The organism is Rhodothermales bacterium (assembly GCA_040221055.1).
Lineage (GTDB): Bacteria > Bacteroidota > Rhodothermia > Rhodothermales > UBA10348 > 1-14-0-65-60-17.
Window position 1 is genome coordinate 60,969 of sequence record JAVJVN010000022.1, and the last position, 20,022, is coordinate 80,990.

Genomic DNA, 20,022 nt, shown 5'->3' on the forward strand with positions numbered 1-20,022 from the left:
TGACGTGGGACTGTGGGAATCGGGTTGATATTCAATCAGCCCAATAAAATACGACTTCTTGACCTTGGGGTCAATTGTGGCGGAACCGCCCGAAGGTCATTCCGTTCGCCGAAAAACCCTTGTTTCGAGCGGCATGTTCTCCCTTCTACGCGAATTCATACGTCGGATTGGCCGTCCCTTGACGGTCATTGTCATGGACAGCGACGATTTGGAGCCGCCGACGCAGTTCGGCATGAATCCCGCCCACTTGCTCGGAGCCATCGGGGCTTCCGTCCTTGCATGCTCCGTAATCCTCGTGGCCCTCATCACACTGACGCCCGTGCGGGGGCTGCTGCCGGGCTACGCATCCGTGGACATCCACCGGGATGCCGTGCAGAATGACATGCGCCTGCAGGCGATGGCCGATTCCCTGGCCCGTCAGCAGGAATACGTCAACCGGCTCCGGGACATGATCCTGGGCCGGGTCGATACCACCATGGCTCGTCGGGCTACGGTCTACGAGGAAACGCCTCCTCCCAATGATTTCGGTTTCTCCGAGCCGCTCGCCACGGACAATTGGGCCGATCATGAGCAACCTGCGGTCGCGTTCCAGGCCTTGCGGACACGCCGTGTAGCGGACAGCCCGGACCCCGGAAGTCGGCCGTCCATGCTTTCCGCACTCTCCCTGCCGGCACTGCCACCGGTCACGGGAGTCCTGACACGCGGGTACGATGCCCGGACCGGACACTTCGCCATTGACCTGGCCGTGGAGGAGGGCAGTATGGTGCGCAGTATTGGCGAGGGGTATGTCGTGCTGGTGGATTGGACCCACGATGGCGGTCAGGTTATTGCGGTCCAGCACGCGGATGGCTTTCTTTCTGTCTACAAACACAACAGTGCGGTGCTCAAGCGGGTGGGCGACCGGGTAAGCGATCGCGAAGCCATTGCACGGAGCGGCAATTCGGGCGAGATCACGACCGGTCCGCACCTCCACTTTGAACTGTGGCACAACGGGCTGGCCCAGGACCCCAGTTATTATTTACTGGGGGTCTGACTCCCGGTGCACCCTGCACGATTCCCAAACCATTCAAGACCATGGCACGAAACGCTGAACCCGCCAACGCGCCCCAGGTGAACCTGATCACCGCGGGGACGACGTTCGAAGGGACCATCCATACCAAGAGCGACATCCGTATTTCCGGAACCATCAAGGGGGCCCTGCACGCGAGCGGCAAGGCCATCGTGGCGTCGGAAGGCCTGGTGGACGGCAACCTGCATGCGGACGACGCGGACGTAGCCGGATCCGTGAAGGGGGATCTACGCATCAAGGGGCGGTTGGTCCTGAAGTCCTCTGCGAAGGTGGAAGGAACCATCCATGTCTCGCGCTTGATTGTCGAAGAAGGCGCCTCGTTCGATGGCCAGTGCGTCATGGGGCAGCTCGATGAGAAGCGGGCGGCTTCGCTCCAGTCCAAGGCGCCCAACGGTGCAGGTGCCACCTCACCGGAACGCATTGCTGCGTCCCGGCTGGGCTGACCCGTGCCGTCCTGGCAATCCAGCATGAAGGATGCCGGCCCTTATCTGGGTCTGGGCGTCCAATTGGCCGGCACCATGGTAGTATGGGTGCTGGCAGGGTGGCTCTTGGACCGATGGCTGGACACCACGCCCTGGCTGACCATTGCCGGCGGCGGCATCGGCATGGTGGCGTTCTTCTTCCAGATGATGCGCCTCCTGGCGAAGATGAATCAGCTCAACGACGAACCTGATTCGCCGGACGACCACTCAGCCCACTGATGCGTCGCGTGCGTTCACGTTCTTTTCACCCCTTCCCGGGGCCCATTCACGTTCTTTTCACCCCTGCCGGGCGATCCGAGGGGGGTGTTCGCCGTAGATTGCTGGCCTGAAAAAACGTGCGTCCCCCGCCCACCACAGGAATAGTGTCCTCATGACGGGATTCTGGGTCAGTATCATACTCGGAACGGCAATTGCCGGTCTGTACGGAATATCCAGCTGGGCCACACTCCGGTTTGCCTTGGGTCGGCCGTCCCAGCAGTTCATGCTGCTGGTGTTCGGCGGGATGACCGCGCGACTCTTTGTAGCCGCCGCCATCCTGACGTTACTCATGGTGTTCGTGCCGGTGCATATGGCGGCGTTCCTGGGCAGCTTTGCTGTCGGATTCATTATTGGCCTCGCCGCGGAAGTGATCGTGCTTCACAACCGGCAAAAAAATCTTCACCCAGCATCATGATCCTGCGGAGACTCCTGGCCCTCCTCCTGCCGATGATGGTTGCCCTGCCCGCGTTCGCCGCGGGCGAAGGGGAAACCCTCGATCCCGTATCCCACAGTGTGGACGGATACTACCTGGATTTCTCGCCGATCGGAAAAGTCGAACTGCCGCGCATCTTCATAACGAAGACGGCCGACGGAGCATGGGGTCTGGAGCTTTTCGGATCGTCCACCTCGGCGGTCGAGAATGGCGGATACATTCCGCACTGGGAAGACGACGCGCACGCATCGGCCGACTCCACGGAGCATGCGGCCGCCGAACCGCGCTACGACTACTATTACGCGAAGCTGGAAGCCGCGGGTGGCGCGAGCATCTTCCTGGACATGTCCATCACGAAACATCTCGTGTTCGCCTGGCTGGGCATGCTCATCGTGTGGCTCATCTTCTCGCGCATGGCCCGGATGTACAAAGCCGGCATCGGACGGGAAACCGCACCGCGTGGCACGTTCCAGAACCTGTTCGAGACGCTCATCCTGGTGGTCCGGGATGACATCGCGCGTCCCAGCCTCGGGAAGAACACGGACAAGTACCTTCCGTACCTGCTGACCGCCTTCTTTTTCATCCTGACCTGTAATCTCCTGGGCCTCGTGCCCTTCGGTGCCACGGCCACGTCGAACCTCATGGTGACGACCGTACTGGCGACCGTGACCTTCGTGATCACCCAGTTCGGGGCATCGAAGGACTACTGGAAACACATTTTCTGGCCGCCGGGCGTGCCCGCGTTCGTGAAGCCCATTCTCATTCCCGTTGAGATCCTGGGCATGTTCACGAAGCCGTTCGCGCTGGCCATCCGTCTTTTCGCGAACCTGACGGCGGGTCACCTCGTGATCCTGAGCCTCATCGGGCTCATCTTTTCGTTTGCGAACATGTTCGGAGATGGAGCCGGGTACGGCGTTGCTCCCGTGAGCATTGCCTTTTCCCTCTTCATCTACCTGCTCGAACTCCTGGTGTCGTTCATCCAGGCGTACGTCTTCACCATGCTCTCCGCGCTCTTCATCGGCATGGCCGCCGAGGAGCACGATCACGGGCATCATCATGAACCCATCCCGACTACACACTAAACCACGATAGGTAAATCAATGGAACCCACAGCTCTGGCATATCTCGGCGCAGGACTCGGTGCCGGCCTCGTTGCACTCGGTGCAGGTCTCGGCATCGGCCGCCTTGCAGGTCCCGCCATGGAAGGCTCCGCCCGTCAGCCCGAGGCTGCAGGAGACATCCGGACCTCCATGATCATTGCAGCCGCCCTCATTGAAGGTGTCGCGCTCTTCGGTCTGGTTATCTGCATCATCTTGGCAACCAAGTAAGGTGTCCACCATGGTGTTGGCAGCGAACCTGCTTGCTCCGAACGTCGGACTCATCGTCTGGATCGGCATTACGTTTGTCCTCCTGATGATCATCCTGCGCAAGTTTGCGTGGGGTCCTATCACGTCGTCCCTCGCCGAGCGGGAGACACGGATCCAGGATTCGATCGATCAGGCGGAAAAGGCGCTTGCCGAAGCCCGGGCGGTCCAGGCCGACAACACCCGTGCCCGTCGCGAGGCGGAAGCAGAAGGGCAGCGCATCCTCCGGGAAGCGCGCGAGGAGGCGGATCGTCTCCGTTCGGAAGAAGTGGAAAAGACGCGTGCCCAGATCCAGCACTTGCAGGAGCAAGCGCAGGTCGAAATCGAGCGTGAAAAGCAATCTGCGCTCAACGCCCTGCGCCAGGAAGTGGCCGACCTTGCGGTCGGTGCTGCCAGCAAGATCCTGCACGCCAATCTGGACGCGGACCGTCAGAAGAAACTCGTCGACGATTTCCTCGGCGATCTACCCCGTAACTGATTCATGAGCGATCTGACCATTGCCCGGCGATACGCCCAGGCGCTGGCCGAAACGGCGAGCGCGGAAGGGAAGGTGGATGCGGTGGATGCCGATGTCGAGGCCATCCGCGGCCTGATGGCGTCCTCCCGCGACCTCATGTTGTTCCTGGACAGCCCCATCATTTCGCGTGAGCAGAAAGCGGAAGTCATGGAAGGCGTGTTCAAGGACAAGGTGGAGCCGGTAACGCTCCGCTTCATGGGCATGATGGTTTCCAAGCGCCGCGAAGGCCTCATCCCCATGGTCATGGATGCGTTCCATGCCCACCGGAATGAAGTACGTGGCATTGTGGATGTCGAGGCCCGCGTCGCGTTTCCGCTGTCGGATGCCGACCAGCAGGCGCTTTCGGCATCGCTCGATCGCATGACCGGGAAATCGGTCCGCCTGACCACGCGCGTGGATGCCGACCTCATGGGGGGCATTGTCGTGCAGGTGGGGGATACCGTGTATGACGGCAGCGTCAAGAATCAGTTGGCCACTCTGCAGGAGCGGCTCGCAGTCAGCTAATCATCAGTAAACAAGAAGCCATGTCTACGGCAATCCGACCGGATGAAGTCACCGCAGTCCTGAAGAAGGAGCTCGGTGGATTCCAAGCAGAAACCGACATCTACGAAGTCGGCACCGTGCTCCAGGTGGGCGACGGTATTGCACGCATCTACGGCCTTTTGAAGGTCCAGGCGGGTGAGCTCCTCGAATTCCCCCGCTCCGGCGTGTCCGGGATGGTGCTCAACCTGGAAGAAGACAACGTGGGAGCGGTGCTCTTCGGCGAGGTCCACGAAGTGAAGGAGGGCGATGAAGTCCGCCGGACCAACCGGATTGCCTCCGTATCGGTTACGGAAGACATGCTGGGTCGTGTCGTGGACGGACTCGGTATTCCGATCGACGGCCAGGGCCCGCTGACGGGCGAGAAGTTCGAAATGCCCATCGAGCGCAAGGCGCCGTCGGTCATTTACCGCGAGCCGGTCACCGAACCGTTGCAGACGGGTATCAAGGCCATCGACTCCATGATTCCGATCGGTCGGGGTCAGCGTGAGTTGGTCATTGGCGACCGCCAGACCGGCAAGACGGCGGTCTTGATTGACACCATCATCAACCAGAAGTCCACGCACGAGACCGACAAGCCGGTTTACTGTATTTACGTGGCCATCGGCCAGAAGAACTCCACCATTGCCCAGGTCAAGCGCGCGCTCGAGACCCATGGGGCCATGGACTATACGGTCATCGTGAACGCGGGCGCTGCTGCCCCCGCTCCCATGCAGTTCCTGGCCCCGTTCACGGGCGCCTGCATTGGCGAATACTTCCGTGACACCGGCCGTCATGCCCTGGTCATTTACGATGACCTCTCCAAGCAGGCCGTGGCCTACCGCCAGGTGTCGCTGCTGCTCCGCCGTCCTCCGGGACGCGAAGCGTACCCCGGCGATGTGTTCTACCTCCACTCACGCCTCCTGGAGCGCGCGGCCAAGATCAACGCCAACGATTCCGTTGCGACGCTCATGAACGACGCGCCGGACAGCCTGAAGGGCAAGATCAAGGGCGGCGGGTCGCTGACGGCCCTCCCGGTCATCGAGACCCAGGCCGGTGACGTTTCGGCTTACATTCCGACGAACGTGATTTCCATCACGGACGGTCAGATCTACCTTGAGTCGGGTCTGTTCAACGCCGGTGTGCGTCCCGCCATCAACGTGGGTATCTCGGTATCCCGTGTGGGTGGAAACGCCCAGATCAAATCCATGAAGAAGGTATCCGGAACGCTGCGTCTGGACCTGGCCCAGTTCCGTGAGCTGGAAGCCTTCTCGAAGTTCGGATCGGACCTGGATGCGAGCACGCAGCGCCAGCTCACCCGTGGTGCCAAGCTGGTCGAGGTCCTCAAGCAGGGCCAGTACGCTCCGGTTGCCGTGGAGAACCAGGTCGCCATCATTTTCGTGGCGGGTCAGGGTATGCTCGACAAATTGCCCACCGAGCGCATCAAACAATTCGAGAAAGAGTTCATTGAGCGTGTCTCGCTTCGCCACGGGGATCTGCTGAAGTCGATTTCCAAGGGAGCCATGTCGGACGAGGCCGCAGCCATGCTGCGCAAGGAAGCCGAAGAACTCGTTGACGTCTACACCTCAGCCAACTGACGATGGCCAGTCTCCGCGACATACGAAACCGGATAGGCTCCGTACAGAATACGCAGCAGGTCACCCGCGCCATGAAGATGGTGGCGGCGGCCAAGTTGCGCAAAGCCCAGGAGCGCATTTTCCGCACGCGTCCGTACGCCTACAAGATCGGGGAACTGATTACCCGGCTGAAGGGGCATGTGGATCCGGGTGCACATCCGCTTTTCGTGCAGCGTGAGGAGACGAAGGCCGTGTTGCTCGTCATCGTGACAGCCGATCGTGGACTGGCCGGCGGGTTCAACTCGAACATCATCAAGTTGGCCGAGCAGACCATCCGGGAACGGTTCGCGGAGTACCATGCCTCGGGCAATCTGTACCTGATGTGCGTCGGCCGGAAAGGACACGACCACTTCCGGAATCGTGGATACACACTCGTCGGCGATTTCCGGGGCGCATTCGACAACCTGGGCTTCCCGACGGCTACGGCCGTGGTGGACGCGGCGGTCGCGGGATTCGAATCCGGCAAGTGGGATGAGGCCTGGTTGGCCTACAACGAGTTCAAGAACACCATTTCCCAGAACCGGATCGTGGAGCCGCTGCTTCCGGTTCCGGCCGAACAATTCCTGACCCCGGTCATGGAAGATGCCATGGGCAACGACGTGGCCATCACGTCGGGTGGTCCTTCGGCGGTCGACTTCCTCTTCGAACCCAATGCGTCGCGGATCCTGGAAGCGTTGGTGCCCCGCTACCTCAAGTATGAGGTCTGGCGTGCGCTCCTGGAGTCGAATGCGTCGGAACAGGGCGCCCGTATGGTGGCCATGGACAGTGCCACGAACAACGCCGGCGACCTGTTGAAGGAGCTGAAGCTGAAGTACAATCGCGCCCGTCAGGACGCGATTACGAAGGAGCTCATTGAGATCACATCCGGCGCCGACGCACTCGGCGGGTAAAAAGGCGTTTCATGGGACTCGGCTGAGTTGTATTCTTGGGCTGCTTTGGCAGGCCCTTGAACCTCACCCAGGAATCCATGTCGTCCCTTTCCTCCGAATCCTCGTCCCCCCGCTTCTCGTCCAGGTGGGGGTTCTTCCTGAGCGTTCTCGGCATTGCCGTCGGAACCGGGAATATCTGGCGCTTTCCCCGCATTGCTGCGCAGAACGGAGGCGATGACGGCGCAGGCGCCTTCCTGGTAGCCTGGCTGGTGTTCCTGTTCGCATGGAGCATTCCGCTCATCATGATCGAATATGTGTGGGGCCGGAAGCATCGGTCGGGCGTGGTGGCCACCTTCGTGAAGGAAGGCGGAGAGCGGTTCGCCTGGATGGGCGCCTTCGTGGCCTTCGTGGCCACCGCCATTACCTTCTTCTACTCGGTCGTCGTGGGATGGTGCATTTATTATCTCATCCAGTCCATCACGTCACCCCTGCCACAGACCACCGACGCGGCCATGCAGGTCTGGAATGATTATCAGAGCGGCGGATGGCCCCTGGTCTTCCACGCGATCGCCATGGGGTTGGGCGCACTCGCCATCTGGAAAGGGGTGTCGTCCATCGAGCGGGTGAATAAAGTGCTCGTGCCAACGCTCCTGGTCATCGTGGTCATCTGTGTGGTGCGGGCATTGACGCTCCCTGGCGCCTGGGATGGTGTGGCCTACCTGTTCACCCCGGAATGGAGTCAGCTGACCCGCCCACGGATCTGGATTGAGGCCCTCACGCAGAATGCCTGGGATACGGGCGCCGGTTGGGGGCTCTTCCTGACGTATGCGGCCTACATGAGCACCAAACAGGGCATCGTCAAGAATGCCGTCGCGACCGCCGTGGGCAACAACACCGTGTCCCTGCTCGCGGCCCTCATGGTGTTCGGTACCGTGTTCGCCATCCTCCAGACCGAAATGGGCATGAACCGCGCCGAAATCCTTGAGGTCATGAAGACCAGCGGACCGGCCTCCACGGGGCTCACATTCATCTGGATGCCGCAGCTCTTCGAACGCATGTTCCTGGGAGCGCCACTGGCCATCCTGTTCTTCCTGGGTCTCACGTTTGCCGGGTTCTCATCGTTGATCGCCCAGTTGGAGTTGCCCACGCGGGTGTTCATCGATGCCGGCTTGTCCCGCCCGATGGCCATCGGCGCGGTCGTCGGTGTCAGCTACCTGCTTGGCATTCCCTCTGCCGTCAACCTGGACATTCTGAGCAACCAGGACTTTGTGTGGGGCGTCGCACTCATGGTATCGGGTGCATTCGTGGCGTTCATCGTCATCCGGAACGGGGTGTCTGCCATGCGGGATACCAATCTGACCGGGCAACCGGGCGACTGGAACGTGAGCAAGGGATGGGTCTTCGTGGTGAACTATTTCATTCCGGTCGCGGCCATCGCCCTGCTCGTCTGGTGGCTCTCGCAGTCGGTGACCCGGAACTGGTACGATCCCATTGCCACCGATACACTCATGACGGTGCTTCTGCAGTGGGCGGTCATGATGGGCCTGTTTTTCGTCGGAAATCGCTGGATTGCCGGAAAAATGGGTGGAAAGAACTGAATTGACGATCTCTTCGTTGACGAAGGGTCCTTCCCTCAGTAATTTTATAGTCTTGCCCTGTTTCAGACAGGTCGCAATTTGCCTCAGGCAGGCACCCTATCCGGAGAGGTGGGTGAGTGGCTGAAACCACAGGTTTGCTAAACCTGCGTACCTTTCAACGGGTACCGAGGGTTCGAATCCCTCCCTCTCCGCACAGCGCCCCGGCTGCCGAAAGGCAGTCGGGGTTTGTTGCTTGCGCCCGCCGTGCTTGCACGAGCGGGGGCAAGCAACAAACCCCGAAGCGCGCGTAGCGCGCCGGGGCGCTGTGCAGGAGCCCCATCTGGGCTGAACGCCCCCGGCGGCGACCAAAGGAAGCCAAGGCGGGGGCGTTAACCCCTCCTGAAATTGGTCACTCAAAGCATCCGCCACCATGGCACCGCAAGCACATCATCTGTCAACCATTCCGTCCGGTCTCCGTCATGTAACAGGAGCCCGGGCAATGCAACACCAGTGTGCTCTTGCCGAAACGAACGCAAATGCTTGGTATCGCTCAGCTTGACCTTTGCTCCGGACTTGATCTCGATGGGCATTACGCCGGCAGCGGTTTCTATCAAGAAGTCAATTTCTTCACCCGCCGTAGTCCTCCAATAGAAGACGTTCGTATGTACTGGCTCAGCAGATGCCCACGTCAGGATGTCCAGCAATATCACGTTCTCAAGATGTGCACCGGTCGGTTCGGTAACTCCGGCCAAGTGCATACCCAATCCGGTATCGCCCCAGTAGACCTTCGGCGATTTGATGAGTCGTTTCGTTCTGTTCACAGACCATGCCGGAAGGCGGACCAGCAAATGGGACAGTTCCAAAACGTTCAACCATCGATGTACCGTTGGTTGCGGGATGGCTACATCACGCCCCAATTCCGTTTGGTTGAGAATTTGCCCCGTTCGCAGACAGACCGCTCGCATAAGGCGCCGGAAATCCGGGATGGACGAAATATTGCTCACGAATTGAAGATCCCGTTCGAGGTATGTACGGGTGTATCCATCGAACCAGATAGCACGTTCCTTGTCGGTTTCCAGTTCTACTGCAGGGGTAGGGAAGCCACCCCGCCTGGCCAGTTGCCGCCAGTTGTCGTTGCTGAAGGCAGCCGATTCAATACTCGCAATCCATCGTTCGGGAGGCGTCTCGAACAATCGCCCCCACAGTCCGCACCGACCGGCGCCTGACTGTTCTCCGCGGGTCATTGGGCTCAGCGTGAGATAGACGGCTCGCCCTGCCAGAGTTTCAGATACTCCACCCATGAGCAGCAAATTGGCAGATCCCGTCAGAACGAATCGGCCAGGTGCTCTGTTCATGTCAATCGCGTGCTTTATCCCAGGCAACAGCTCCGGAGCACGCTGAATTTCGTCGATTGCTACGGGACGCATCCCGTCAAACACAAGCGACGGGTCCGATTCTATGGCTTGGAGCACATCCATGTCGTCAAGCGTCAACCACGCGCGGTTGTCGTCCAGGAGATCACGAACCAAGGTGGATTTCCCGGTTTGCCGTGCCCCCGTGACTACGACCGCGGGCATGACGGCCAAACGCTCCTGAAGCGCCGTGAGGAGGTATCTTGGAAGAGGATTATTCATGACATGAATGATAATCATTCACGACGTGAATAGAAATACCAATCAGGGCCGGATTTCCAGCGGCGTTTGCGGTACCCAGCCCTCGAAGCCGAGCGCATCCATCCGGGCCTGCACCCGGGCCCGATCCGCCGGAGGCGCATGGATGGCAATCAGGAAGGGCGAGCCCGCCTGGCGATACAGGGCCAGGAAATCATCATCACCCAGGTTCCAATACGGCGCGGCCAGAACATCAATGGGCGCGGCCACCAGGTCTTCCGACAGCGACGAATCCCCCAGGTGCACCACGCGGCGTCCGGCGTGCTCCAACACATAGGCCCGGTTGTCGACACCCGAGTGCGGGATGGCAATCGGGATGATGGTCAAGGAGTCAATGACCATCGGCTCGAACCCCGAATACATTCGTTCGCCGAGTCCCTCACACGAGGCCGCCTCCAGCACATCATCACGCGCATCTCCCGGCACGAAAGCGAACGCATGAGGTGCGTGGCACAGGTAAGAGGCCATCGCTTCCGGAACCATGTGGTCCAGATGGCGGTGCGTCGCCAGGATGACATCCAGGTCATCGAAGGGTGTACGTGCCTGCTCGAAGGCGGTGCGAAGCGGAAGGTCCAACGGGGGATAATCGTCGAACGCGTCCCGGAACAGCCCGTCTATCGCAAGCCGGACACCACCGATCTCATGGATGAGTCCATTGTTGGCGGTGAACGTCTGCGCAGCCGCTGTCTGCGTCATACCTCCGATGAACACGGGCAGAACGATCCATGCACACAATGGGGCAGACCGAACACCGTTACGGAAACGCCTGAAGAAGGAGCGAACAAAAAAGCAGGTCATGAGCAACGTCCAGGTTTACGTCACGATCGGGATTCTCATGACGTGGGTGGGCCCACGGAAGTTGCTGTTCGCGGACTCGCTGTGACCATTCAGGCGCGGTCCGTGCTTATCCCGACACGCATGGCATAGATTGGGCCGGTCAATCCCGGAGTGCCCATGCGCCTGTCGCTACTGATTGTTTGTCTGTTGATGCTGGTGGACCCCGTCACGGCGCGGCAGGCCTCGGTACGTGGATTCGTGACCGATGCGTTGACCGAGCAGCCTTTGCAGGGAGCCTCGGTAGTCCTTCTTGCGCCCCACAATCAGCAGCCGATGGGGGTCGCGACCGACGGTGACGGTTTCTTCCACGTGCGCCGAGTCCCGGCGGGCACGTATACCCTGCGGATTTCGTTCATCGGATTCGATGCGTACGAAGAACGGATAACGCTGGCGGCCACCGGCACGCTGGACCGGTCCGTGGTCCTCTCGCCGTCCTCCGGCGAAATTGATGAACTGGTGGTGGAAGCCGATGCCATGGGCGGTGTCGCAACCGTTGCAGCCGGGCTTGAAACCATCGTGCCGGCCTCCATCGATCGCGTCCCCGTTCCTGGCGTCTCCGGGGACCTGGCCGCCTATCTGCAGACCGTACCCGGCGTGGTGGTGTCCGGTGACCGGGGCGGTCAGTTCTTTGTCCGCGGAGGAGCCGTGGATCAGAACCTGGCTCTTCTGGACGGCCTTCCCGTGTACATGCCCTTCCACGTGCTCAGTTTCTATTCGGCGTTTCCGGAAGAACTGGTGGACCGGGCCGCATTCCATACCGGTGGATTCGGCGCCGCGTACGGCGGACGGACCTCGTCCATCCTGGACGTCCAGGCGCGCAACGGCAACAAGCAACACCTGGCCGGGGGCATCAGTCTGGCCCCGTTCCTGTCGACCGTCCGGCTGGAAGGGCCCATTGTGCCCGGTCGGGTTTCGGCTGTGGTATCGGCCCGACAGTCCCTCATTGAGGAATTCGTGCCCGAAATGTTCGGACAGTCCATGCCGTACCGGTTCGGTGACCGATTCGGCAAGATCCATGCGCTCCTGGGAACGTCCCATACCCTCTCGTTCACCGCCCTGGATACCGATGACAGGGGAGACATCGCCGGCACCCGGAAGGTGTTCACGGGGGATGCCTTGGCCGGCGAGGTGACCGACAGTACACAGATCCACTGGTCCAACCGCGTCTACGGCGGCCAATGGATTTTCCGACCCAACGGGGCGCCCATCGTGGCCCAGGTCACCGCGGGCCGGTCGGAGATGACGAACAGCTTCGGGCCGGAGGAAGCCCGTTCGCGCACCGGCTCCATCGCCAGCACGGACCTGGCACTGAAACTCGACTGGCTGCTCCGCTCCGGACGGCTCACCGTCGGCTCGTCGCTCCGACAAGCCGATCTCACCTACGTGCTGGACGACCAGTTCCAGGACCTCACGACCGGGTCCGACGTGCTCCGCGAACTCGGGTCGTTCGTGGAGTGGGAATACCGGTTGGCCGGGGATCGCATCGTGGCGACGAGCGGGCTCCACCTGTATTCCGGATCGGGCGACCAGCCTGGTGCCACATGGGAATCGTTCCTGGAGCCCCGGTTCCGGCTCACCTATCATCCGACGGGACCGGAAGGACGGCATACCGTGCACGCGTCGGCCGGAACGTATCATCAGAAACTGACCGGGCTCTCCGACAAGCGCGACCTGGGCAACCTGTTCACCGCATGGGTGGTTGCCGAAAATGCCGCCTCGGCGGTCCACGTCATCCTGGGCTACAATGTCCGGCTGACGCCGTTCGCATCGGCGGCCGTCGAAGCCTGGTACAAGGACTACACCGGATTGAGCGTACCCATCTTCAGCGCGTTTCCGCGGTTCACGACGATCCTCCAATCCGCGGACGGCCGCGCGTACGGAACGGATGTCCGCTTGGATTTCAACGGTCGACCGTTCATCAGCGACGCCACGCTGGACGGCTACCTGAGCTATTCCTTCTCGAGTGTGGAGTATGAAACGGCTACGCACACCTACAACCCGGGGCACGACCGGCCGCACCAATTGAATGCGCTGTTGCATGCGGAAAAAGGCGAGGTCGGGCTGACCCTGCAATGGCAGTACGGATCGGGCCTGCCGTTCACGCCGTCCGGCGGCTTTGACAAATGGTATGTCCTGACTCCGGGCGTGGACCTGACCCGGCAACAAGGCGAGGACCGGGTTCTGTACGCCGAACCCTACTCCGATCGGCTCCCGAGCTACTCGCGCGTGGACCTGTGGATTGAGCGCCGGGTGGAACGGGGGCGACACGTGGCCACCGTGCGGGCCGGCGCCCTGAACATCCTGAACCGCGCCAACCTGTTCTATTTCGACCTGTTCACGTTCCAACGCGTGGACCAGCTGCCGCTCATTCCCTCGGTGGGCCTGAAAGTGGAGTTACGCTGATATGAAACCTGCCCCCGCAAACACCCCTCGCCTTGCGGCCTCCGCGATCCTGTTATGCGCGGTTCTGGGATTGACCCTGACGGCATGTGACCAGACCGACATCGACCCGTTTCACAATGACGGACAGTATTTCACCGTCTGGGGCTACCTGGATGTCCTGGAACGGGAGCAGACCATCCGTGTGGTGCCAGTCACCCGATTCCCGGAGCGGATAGAAAGCCCGACCGAACCGCAGGCCTACATCGACGCCGACGTGTACACCACGGACCTGTCTACGGAAGAGCGCATCAAATGGACCCATTCCCTCATGCAATTGGATGACGGAACATACGGGCACATGTACACGGCCCGGTTCATCGTCCGTCCGGGGCGCACCTATCGACTGGAAGTGGTGCGCAGCGACGGGAAAATGGCCGTGGCCGAAACGACGGTGCCCCGGACCGTGGACCAGGGGCACATGCAACGCTCCGAAGTCATGTACAACGCCGATTCTACGGAAATCTGGCAGGACATTGAGGTGCGCGGCATTCCTTCCCCGTGGGACATGCGGGCGCTGTACACGGCGGGCGCATCCACCAACTTCCACGTCCAGGTGCCGTACGGCCGGACGGGAGAGCGCACGACCGATGGCGGATGGCGCACCAGGCTCCACATCTCCCGTGATCAACCCGCCGTCCAGGAGTACCTGCGCAGCTTTCCGGACGAGTCGGGAGCGACACTCGTTGCGGTCGGGCTCCAACTGCGCATATTGGACGAGAACTGGGATCCGCCGGAGGGCGTCTTCGACCCGGAGGTCCTGGCCCAACCCGGCGTCCTCACGAATGTGTCCGGCGGGCACGGGTTTTTCGGAAGCATGGGCTATCACGCGGAAGAATGGGAGATCGACGTTCCGCAGCGACTGCTGGGCTATCCACTGGTGGTGGAGCGTCCCCCGGCGAACTGACCCACGGGTACCGGAGTATGACGCTCCATGCTGACCAAACGCATCATACCCTGCCTGGACATCAAGGACGGCCGCACCGTGAAAGGGGTCAATTTCGTGGACCTGCGCGATGCCGGCGATCCGGTGGAATTGGCCCGGGCCTACGTGGAGCAGGGCGCGGACGAGTTGGTGTTCCTGGACATTTCGGCATCGCTGGAGAACCGCGGAACGCTGCTTGAACTCGTCACGCACATTGCCGAAGTCGTCAACATTCCGTTCACCGTGGGCGGCGGCGTGCGTTCGGTGGATGATGCGCGCGCCTTGCTCAACGCGGGCGCCGACAAGGTCGCCGTGAACAGCGCCGCCATTGCCAGGCCGGAGCTGGTCGCCGAGCTGGCCGATGCGTTCGGCAGCCAGTGTGTCGTGGTGGCGGTCGATATCCGCCTGACCGACGGCGAATGGCGCGTCCATTCCCATGGTGGCACCCGGCCGACATCGCTCGAAGCCGTATCCTGGATTCGCAGGATGGAATTGCTGGGGGCCGGGGAAATACTGCTGACCTCCATGGACCACGACGGCACGAAAGCCGGATTTGCCGTGGAGATTACGCGCAGGATCTCGGAAACCGTGTCCATTCCGGTCATTGCATCGGGCGGGGCGGGAACGGAATCCCATTTTGTGGATGTACTGGGAGCCGGATGTGCCGATGCAGCGCTTGCTGCCAGCGTATTCCACTTCGGCGAGATCCCCATACCCACCCTGAAGCGCGTTCTCCATGACCATGCCATCCCCGTCCGACGCTGAACAGCCCCTCGTGCCCCTGCTGCCCAAAGGCCGGGTGCCGGTTTTCGACGAACGCGGTCTCATTCCGGCCGTGGTCCAGGATTTCAAGACCAACCGCGTCCTCATGCTCGCCTGGATGAGCGAGGAGTCCCTGCAGGTCACGCGAACGAGCGGACATGTCACGTTCTTCAGCCGCTCGCGTCAGCAACTCTGGGAAAAGGGCGAGACCTCGGGCAACACCCTCTGCGTGGAGGAACTCCGTTTGGATTGTGATGGCGATACGCTCCTCGTGAAGGTGCACCCCATGGGCCCCACGTGTCACACCGGGGCCGATACGTGCTGGGAGGAAGACAACCACTCCATTGAGCACTTCATTCCGACGCTGGAACGGATCATCGACCTTCGCGCGGAAGTCGCGGATACCGAATCGTCCTACACGTCCCGCCTCCTGAAGGCCGGACCCAAGAAAATCGCCCAGAAAGTGGGCGAGGAAGGCGTGGAAGTCGCCCTCGAGGGCGCTACCGGAAACGAAGAGCGGCTCCTGGAGGAGTCGGCCGACCTCATGTACCACCTGCTCGTCCTGCTCAAGGCCAGCGGACTGTCGTTCAAGGACGTGGAGCAGGTGCTGGCGAGTCGTCACGGGTAATTCGTGACCCACCCTTCGGACAAACCGGGTTTGTTTTGACCGTTACCATCGGTGTCCTGCTGCTGGTCTGGTTCATCGTGGCGATCGGTGCCATGTTGCAGGGCGCCATCGGCTTCGGGCTCGGCACCTTCGCGGTGCCCCTCCTGCTTCTGGTGGAACCGGCGTTCGTTCCCGGTCCCGTGCTGTTGTCTGCGTTCTTGCTGACCCTCTTCCTGCTCCGGCGGGAACGGGCTTCGGTGGCCTTCCGGGAAGTCCGGTGGGGCATTGTCGGCCGGGGGCTGGGCAGCATCGCGGCTGCCGTGCTGCTGGTTCAGCTGCCCAAACACCTGGTGGCACCGCTCGTGGCGGCCATGGTACTCGTAGCCATCCTTTTCCTCGTCGCAGGTTGGCGGCTGCCCATCTCGCGAGGGAGCCTGCTGTTCGTAGGGACGATGTCCGGCCTGCTCGGGACGGCGGCATCCATCGGGGGACCCCCACTGGCCATGCTCTACGTGGACCAGAATGGCGGTCGCATTCGCGGTACACTGTCGGGCATCTTTGTGGCAGGAACACTCATGTCGGTGGCGGCGCTGGCCGTGGCCGGACGGTTCGGTCTGCAGGAAATCAAATTGACCGGCATGATGTTGCCGGGAATTGCGGTCGGATTCATGATGTCGCGCCGTGCGGCATCGCTCGCGGACAGCGGCTTCATCCGCCCGGCCATCATCGCGGTGTCGACGCTGGCGGCCATCCTTTCTATTGTCCGCTATACCCTCCTGGCGTGAACCGGCTTCATTCCGATGGGAAGAGGCTCGCGTCGAGTCCCGGTATGATGCGCAGCGCGTTCTTGTAGTAGATGTGCTGCAGGACGTCGTCCGGCAAGTCCAGGCCGTACAGTTTCCACTGGGCGTGGTACTTGCGGTAGTAATCGAAATACTCGTCCGACGTTTCGAACGTGCGGAAGTAGGCGTGGTACTCCTCCACGTTGTAGGCATCCTTCCCGAACAGGATGCGGTCCTTGTAGTCGGTCAGGAATTGCCTGGCGGTGACCGGTTGGCGTCCGAGTTCATACAGCACCGCACCGACTTCGGAATACACGTTCGGGTAGCGATCCAACAACGCTCCCAGCCCGCCCAGATCATGTCCCATCCACCCCAAATGGGCGTTGATGAACACCGTACCCGGGTGCCGGCCAAACACCCTGTGCTGCTCCGCAATGATCTCCTCGAACGTCGGGCCTTCTCCTGGCGGATGCCAGCGCTCCGGCCGCAACTTTAATTCCAGCCACTTCTCGTTGAATCGGTCCTTGGGCTGCCAGAAATTCGCCGGGTCGGCCGAATGGATGAGCACCGGAATGCCGAGTTCGCCTGCCAGTGCCCAGACCGGATCGATGGCCGGATGGTCCACCGGCACGCGGTTGCCGTCGGGATCTTCCACACGCATGCCCAGGCTCTTGTAGATCTTCAGCCCGCGCGCGCCGTGCACCTCCACGTCCTCACGAAGCTGGGCGACGGCGCGCGCGGTCCAGCCCGGCGTGCCGAATCCTTCGAAATCGATGTTGGCGAACGTCACGAAACGGGACGGGTGGCGCCCCTCCATGTTGTCGATGCCCTGGGCAAGCCGGTCATCCGACCAGCCTGAAAGGTTCACCATGACCGCCATGTTCATGCCGTCCATGTCGGCCACGAGCGAGTCAATCTGCCCCGGGCGCATGGTGGCGGCGGCGAACCAGTGGCTGTGGACATCCACAAACGGATACTTGGCCGACGTTACCTCATGGGCCGGTACGACCAGGGTCGTCCGGGGCTCGTAGTCCTCCACCGTGACATGATCCTGGGCAAAAAGCGGAAGCCCCGTCCCGAAAAGCAGGACCAGAACAGGAATGAAGCGGGCGGAAGAACGTATCATGGATCGAATCCGGTGGGTGCTGGGTTAACGACGCACCCGAATCTACGTATCCCGTCCATGTCCGACCTCATCCGCCCCGACGTTCCGTTCCGCATCCAATCCGAGTTCGAGCCGACGGGCGATCAGCCGCGCGCCATCGCCGAGCTGCTGCAAGGCATTGACCGGGGCGACCAGTTCCAGACGCTGCTCGGCGCCACCGGCACCGGCAAGACCTTCACCATGTCGCACGTGGCCGCCTCCGTCGGGAAGCCCACGCTCGTCATGAGCCACAACAAGACGCTCGCGGCCCAGCTCTACGCCGAGTTCAAGCACTTCTTCCCCGACAACGCCGTCGAGTTCTTCATTTCCTACTACGACTACTACCAGCCGGAGGCCTACATCGTCCACTCCGATACGTACATCGAGAAGGACATGTCCATCAACGAACGCATCGATCGGTTGCGGCTGAAAGCCACCAGTTCGCTGATTTCCGGGCGCAGCGATGTGATCGTCGTAGCGAGCGTATCGTGCATCTACGGACTCGGCTCGCCGGACACCTACCGCGAACAGGTCGTGCAGCTGAAGGTGGGGCAAACCGTGGTGCGCAAGGCGCTGCTCCACGAACTCATCTCCATCCACTACACGCGCAACGACGTGGACTTCAAGCCCGGTACGTTCCGGGTGCGGGGGGATGTCGTCGAAATCTTCCCCGCCTACGCCGAAGAAGAGGCCTTCCGGATTGAGTTCTGGGGCGATGACATCGAGAAATTGAGCGTGTTCGATCCGCTTACCGGCCAGGAGCGGACGCAGGACACGTACCTGACCATCTACCCGGCCAAGATCTTCGTGACGCCCAAGGAGCAGGTGGAGAAAGCCGTGGTGTCCATCGAAGAAGAACTGCGCTGGCGATTGGCCGTGCTGCGCGAAAACGGGGGCGTGCTGGAAGCCGCACGGCTGGAGCAGCGCACCATGTTCGACATCGAGATGCTCAAGGAAGTCGGCTATTGCAGCGGCGTGGAGAATTACTCGCGGCATCTCACGAGCAGGGCTCCCGGCGAGCGTCCCTACTGTCTGCTGGATTACTTCCCGGATGACTTCCTCATGGTGATCGACGAGAGCCACGCCACCATCCCGCAGATCCGGGCCATGTACAACGGCGACCGCGCGCGGAAACTGAACCTGGTGGAGCACGGATTCCGGCTGCCTTCGGCGCTCGACAACCGGCCCATGACGTTCGAGGAGTTCGAGGACAAGATGAACAACGTGGTCTTCGTATCGGCCACGCCCGGAGACTACGAGTTGGAGCAGTGTGGCGGCGTGTTCGTGGAGCAGATCATCCGGCCGACCGGCATTGCCGATCCCACGGTGCATATCCGCCCCACGACGAACCAGATTGACGATTTGCTTGAGGAAATCCGCCAGGTCCTGGAGCGGAAGGAACGCGTGCTCGTGACCACGCTCACCAAGCGGATGGCAGAGGATCTGTCCGATTATTTCGATGGATACGGGCTGCGCGTGCGCTACCTGCATTCGGACATCGATGCGCTCGAGCGGGTCGAAATCCTGCGCGGTTTGCGGCTCGGGGAGTTTGATGTGCTCATTGGCGTGAACCTGTTGCGCGAAGGGCTGGATTTGCCGGAAGTATCGCTCGTGGCCATCATGGATGCCGACAAGGAGGGCTTCCTGCGCTCGGACCGCTCGCTCATCCAGACGGCCGGCCGCGCCGCCCGGAACGTGAACAGCAAGATCCTGCTGTACGCCGACACCGTCACCGGCTCCATGCAACGGATGATGGACGAAACCACGCGTCGCCGCGAAATCCAGCTCGCCTACAACGAGGAGCACGGCATTACCCCGCGGACCGTGCTGAAGTCCCGCGAGCAGATCATGGAAGGCACGGTCATCGCCGAAGAAAAGAACATCGAGGGTGGGCCCCAGTCGCGGTATTACGACGGCCCCGACCAGCTCAAGAAAGTGGCCGATCCGGTGCTCCAGTACCTGACCGACGATCAGAAGCGCGACCTGAAGAAGCAGCTCAAGAAAGAGATGATGGAGGCGGCCTCCAACCTCGAATTCGAACGCGCCGCCGAACTCCGCGATACGATCGAGCAGTTGGAATGAGGGTGCATCGACAATTGCCCTTGCGCAACGTCATTTTCACAACTATAAT

20 protein-coding genes and 1 tRNA gene are annotated in these 20,022 nt (G+C 61.4%); 18 read left to right on the forward strand and 3 right to left on the reverse strand.

Going from position 1 to position 20,022, the window contains the following annotated elements:
* The first annotated feature begins 133 nt into the window (after positions 1 to 133).
* From RIE53_13935 to RIE53_13990, 12 genes are all read left to right on the forward strand, one after another.
* Complete coding sequence (locus RIE53_13935) at positions 134 to 1,033, forward strand: M23 family metallopeptidase (protein MEQ9105785.1); 900 nt, start codon at positions 134 to 136, stop codon at positions 1,031 to 1,033.
* 41 nt (positions 1,034 to 1,074) lie between these two features.
* The gene (locus RIE53_13940; GenBank protein ID MEQ9105786.1) at positions 1,075 to 1,512 is read left to right on the forward strand and encodes a polymer-forming cytoskeletal protein; all 438 of its coding nucleotides are present in this window, start codon (positions 1,075 to 1,077) and stop codon (positions 1,510 to 1,512) included.
* Between the two features lie 3 nt (positions 1,513 to 1,515).
* Positions 1,516 to 1,770, forward strand: a complete 255-nt coding sequence (locus RIE53_13945; GenBank protein ID MEQ9105787.1) for an AtpZ/AtpI family protein — start codon at positions 1,516 to 1,518, stop codon at positions 1,768 to 1,770.
* Positions 1,771 to 2,032: 262 nt separating this feature from the next.
* On the forward strand, positions 2,033 to 2,224 hold the full coding sequence (locus tag RIE53_13950; GenBank protein MEQ9105788.1) for a hypothetical protein: 192 nt from the start codon (positions 2,033 to 2,035) through the stop codon (positions 2,222 to 2,224).
* Positions 2,221 to 3,324, forward strand: a complete 1,104-nt coding sequence (atpB, locus tag RIE53_13955; protein ID MEQ9105789.1) for a F0F1 ATP synthase subunit A — start codon at positions 2,221 to 2,223, stop codon at positions 3,322 to 3,324. Before RIE53_13950 ends, atpB begins: the two co-directional genes overlap by 4 nt.
* Positions 3,325 to 3,342: 18 nt before the next feature.
* On the forward strand, positions 3,343 to 3,570 hold the full coding sequence (gene atpE, locus RIE53_13960) for an ATP synthase F0 subunit C (GenBank protein ID MEQ9105790.1): 228 nt from the start codon (positions 3,343 to 3,345) through the stop codon (positions 3,568 to 3,570).
* A gap of 10 nt (positions 3,571 to 3,580) precedes the next feature.
* Positions 3,581 to 4,084 (forward strand): F0F1 ATP synthase subunit B, encoded by a 504-nt coding sequence (gene atpF / locus RIE53_13965; protein ID MEQ9105791.1) that lies wholly within the window; start codon positions 3,581 to 3,583, stop codon positions 4,082 to 4,084.
* 3 nt (positions 4,085 to 4,087) lie between these two features.
* Positions 4,088 to 4,627 carry an ATP synthase F1 subunit delta gene (gene atpH / locus RIE53_13970; protein MEQ9105792.1) on the forward strand — a complete coding sequence of 180 codons (540 nt, stop codon included), beginning with the start codon at positions 4,088 to 4,090 and terminating at the stop codon, positions 4,625 to 4,627.
* Positions 4,628 to 4,647: 20 nt separating this feature from the next.
* Positions 4,648 to 6,240 (forward strand): F0F1 ATP synthase subunit alpha, encoded by a 1,593-nt coding sequence (atpA, locus tag RIE53_13975; protein ID MEQ9105793.1) that lies wholly within the window; start codon positions 4,648 to 4,650, stop codon positions 6,238 to 6,240.
* Positions 6,241 to 6,242: 2 nt separating this feature from the next.
* Complete coding sequence (atpG, locus tag RIE53_13980) at positions 6,243 to 7,169, forward strand: ATP synthase F1 subunit gamma (GenBank protein MEQ9105794.1); 927 nt, start codon at positions 6,243 to 6,245, stop codon at positions 7,167 to 7,169.
* A 77-nt stretch (positions 7,170 to 7,246) separates the two neighbouring features.
* Positions 7,247 to 8,746, forward strand: a complete 1,500-nt coding sequence (locus tag RIE53_13985; protein ID MEQ9105795.1) for a sodium-dependent transporter — start codon at positions 7,247 to 7,249, stop codon at positions 8,744 to 8,746.
* A gap of 102 nt (positions 8,747 to 8,848) precedes the next feature.
* Positions 8,849 to 8,937, forward strand: a tRNA-Ser gene (locus tag RIE53_13990).
* Positions 8,938 to 9,138: 201 nt separating this feature from the next.
* Here the strand turns inward: RIE53_13990 and RIE53_13995 are convergent.
* Both RIE53_13995 and RIE53_14000 read right to left on the reverse strand, forming a co-directional pair.
* On the reverse strand, positions 9,139 to 10,359 hold the full coding sequence (locus RIE53_13995) for an ATP-binding protein (protein ID MEQ9105796.1): 1,221 nt from the start codon (positions 10,357 to 10,359) through the stop codon (positions 9,139 to 9,141).
* Positions 10,360 to 10,401: 42 nt separating this feature from the next.
* Entirely contained in the window at positions 10,402 to 11,106 is a 705-nt protein-coding gene (locus RIE53_14000; GenBank protein ID MEQ9105797.1) for an MBL fold metallo-hydrolase, read from the reverse strand.
* Positions 11,107 to 11,349: 243 nt separating this feature from the next.
* Between RIE53_14000 and RIE53_14005 the strand changes: the two genes are divergently transcribed.
* From RIE53_14005 to RIE53_14025, 5 genes are read left to right on the forward strand one after another with little or no spacing between them, the layout of a single operon-like run.
* Positions 11,350 to 13,635 carry a TonB-dependent receptor gene (locus tag RIE53_14005; protein ID MEQ9105798.1) on the forward strand — a complete coding sequence of 762 codons (2,286 nt, stop codon included), beginning with the start codon at positions 11,350 to 11,352 and terminating at the stop codon, positions 13,633 to 13,635.
* Between the two features lies 1 nt (position 13,636).
* Positions 13,637 to 14,578, forward strand: coding sequence for a DUF4249 family protein (locus tag RIE53_14010; GenBank protein MEQ9105799.1), 942 nt, complete (start codon positions 13,637 to 13,639; stop codon positions 14,576 to 14,578).
* Between the two features lie 27 nt (positions 14,579 to 14,605).
* Positions 14,606 to 15,361 carry an imidazole glycerol phosphate synthase subunit HisF gene (gene hisF, locus RIE53_14015; protein ID MEQ9105800.1) on the forward strand — a complete coding sequence of 252 codons (756 nt, stop codon included), beginning with the start codon at positions 14,606 to 14,608 and terminating at the stop codon, positions 15,359 to 15,361.
* Complete coding sequence (gene hisIE, locus RIE53_14020; protein ID MEQ9105801.1) at positions 15,333 to 15,986, forward strand: bifunctional phosphoribosyl-AMP cyclohydrolase/phosphoribosyl-ATP diphosphatase HisIE; 654 nt, start codon at positions 15,333 to 15,335, stop codon at positions 15,984 to 15,986. The genes hisF and hisIE overlap by 29 nt, the downstream gene beginning before the upstream one ends.
* A gap of 35 nt (positions 15,987 to 16,021) precedes the next feature.
* Positions 16,022 to 16,750, forward strand: coding sequence for a sulfite exporter TauE/SafE family protein (locus tag RIE53_14025; GenBank protein ID MEQ9105802.1), 729 nt, complete (start codon positions 16,022 to 16,024; stop codon positions 16,748 to 16,750).
* Between the two features lie 7 nt (positions 16,751 to 16,757).
* Here the strand turns inward: RIE53_14025 and RIE53_14030 are convergent, their stop codons facing one another.
* Entirely contained in the window at positions 16,758 to 17,873 is a 1,116-nt protein-coding gene (locus RIE53_14030) for an amidohydrolase family protein (GenBank protein ID MEQ9105803.1), read from the reverse strand.
* 57 nt (positions 17,874 to 17,930) lie between these two features.
* On the opposite strand from RIE53_14030, the gene uvrB reads away from it, so the two are divergent.
* Positions 17,931 to 19,973 carry an excinuclease ABC subunit UvrB gene (gene uvrB, locus RIE53_14035; GenBank protein MEQ9105804.1) on the forward strand — a complete coding sequence of 681 codons (2,043 nt, stop codon included), beginning with the start codon at positions 17,931 to 17,933 and terminating at the stop codon, positions 19,971 to 19,973.
* Positions 19,974 to 20,022: the final 49 nt, after the last annotated feature.

Coding starts and splice junctions, on each gene's coding strand:
- RIE53_13935 (MEQ9105785.1), top strand. CDS start 134: ATGTTCTCCCTTCTACGCGAATTCATACGTCGGATTGGCCGTCCCTTG.
- RIE53_13940 (MEQ9105786.1), top strand. CDS start 1,075: ATGGCACGAAACGCTGAACCCGCCAACGCGCCCCAGGTGAACCTGATC.
- RIE53_13950 (MEQ9105788.1), top strand. CDS start 2,033: ATGCTGCTGGTGTTCGGCGGGATGACCGCGCGACTCTTTGTAGCCGCC.
- atpB (MEQ9105789.1), top strand. CDS start 2,221: ATGATCCTGCGGAGACTCCTGGCCCTCCTCCTGCCGATGATGGTTGCC.
- atpE (MEQ9105790.1), top strand. CDS start 3,343: ATGGAACCCACAGCTCTGGCATATCTCGGCGCAGGACTCGGTGCCGGC.
- atpF (MEQ9105791.1), top strand. CDS start 3,581: ATGGTGTTGGCAGCGAACCTGCTTGCTCCGAACGTCGGACTCATCGTC.
- atpH (MEQ9105792.1), top strand. CDS start 4,088: ATGAGCGATCTGACCATTGCCCGGCGATACGCCCAGGCGCTGGCCGAA.
- atpA (MEQ9105793.1), top strand. CDS start 4,648: ATGTCTACGGCAATCCGACCGGATGAAGTCACCGCAGTCCTGAAGAAG.
- atpG (MEQ9105794.1), top strand. CDS start 6,243: ATGGCCAGTCTCCGCGACATACGAAACCGGATAGGCTCCGTACAGAAT.
- RIE53_13985 (MEQ9105795.1), top strand. CDS start 7,247: ATGTCGTCCCTTTCCTCCGAATCCTCGTCCCCCCGCTTCTCGTCCAGG.
- RIE53_13995 (MEQ9105796.1), bottom strand. CDS start 10,359: ATGAATAATCCTCTTCCAAGATACCTCCTCACGGCGCTTCAGGAGCGT.
- RIE53_14005 (MEQ9105798.1), top strand. CDS start 11,350: ATGCGCCTGTCGCTACTGATTGTTTGTCTGTTGATGCTGGTGGACCCC.
- RIE53_14010 (MEQ9105799.1), top strand. CDS start 13,637: ATGAAACCTGCCCCCGCAAACACCCCTCGCCTTGCGGCCTCCGCGATC.
- hisF (MEQ9105800.1), top strand. CDS start 14,606: ATGCTGACCAAACGCATCATACCCTGCCTGGACATCAAGGACGGCCGC.
- hisIE (MEQ9105801.1), top strand. CDS start 15,333: ATGACCATGCCATCCCCGTCCGACGCTGAACAGCCCCTCGTGCCCCTG.
- RIE53_14030 (MEQ9105803.1), bottom strand. CDS start 17,873: ATGATACGTTCTTCCGCCCGCTTCATTCCTGTTCTGGTCCTGCTTTTC.
- uvrB (MEQ9105804.1), top strand. CDS start 17,931: ATGTCCGACCTCATCCGCCCCGACGTTCCGTTCCGCATCCAATCCGAG.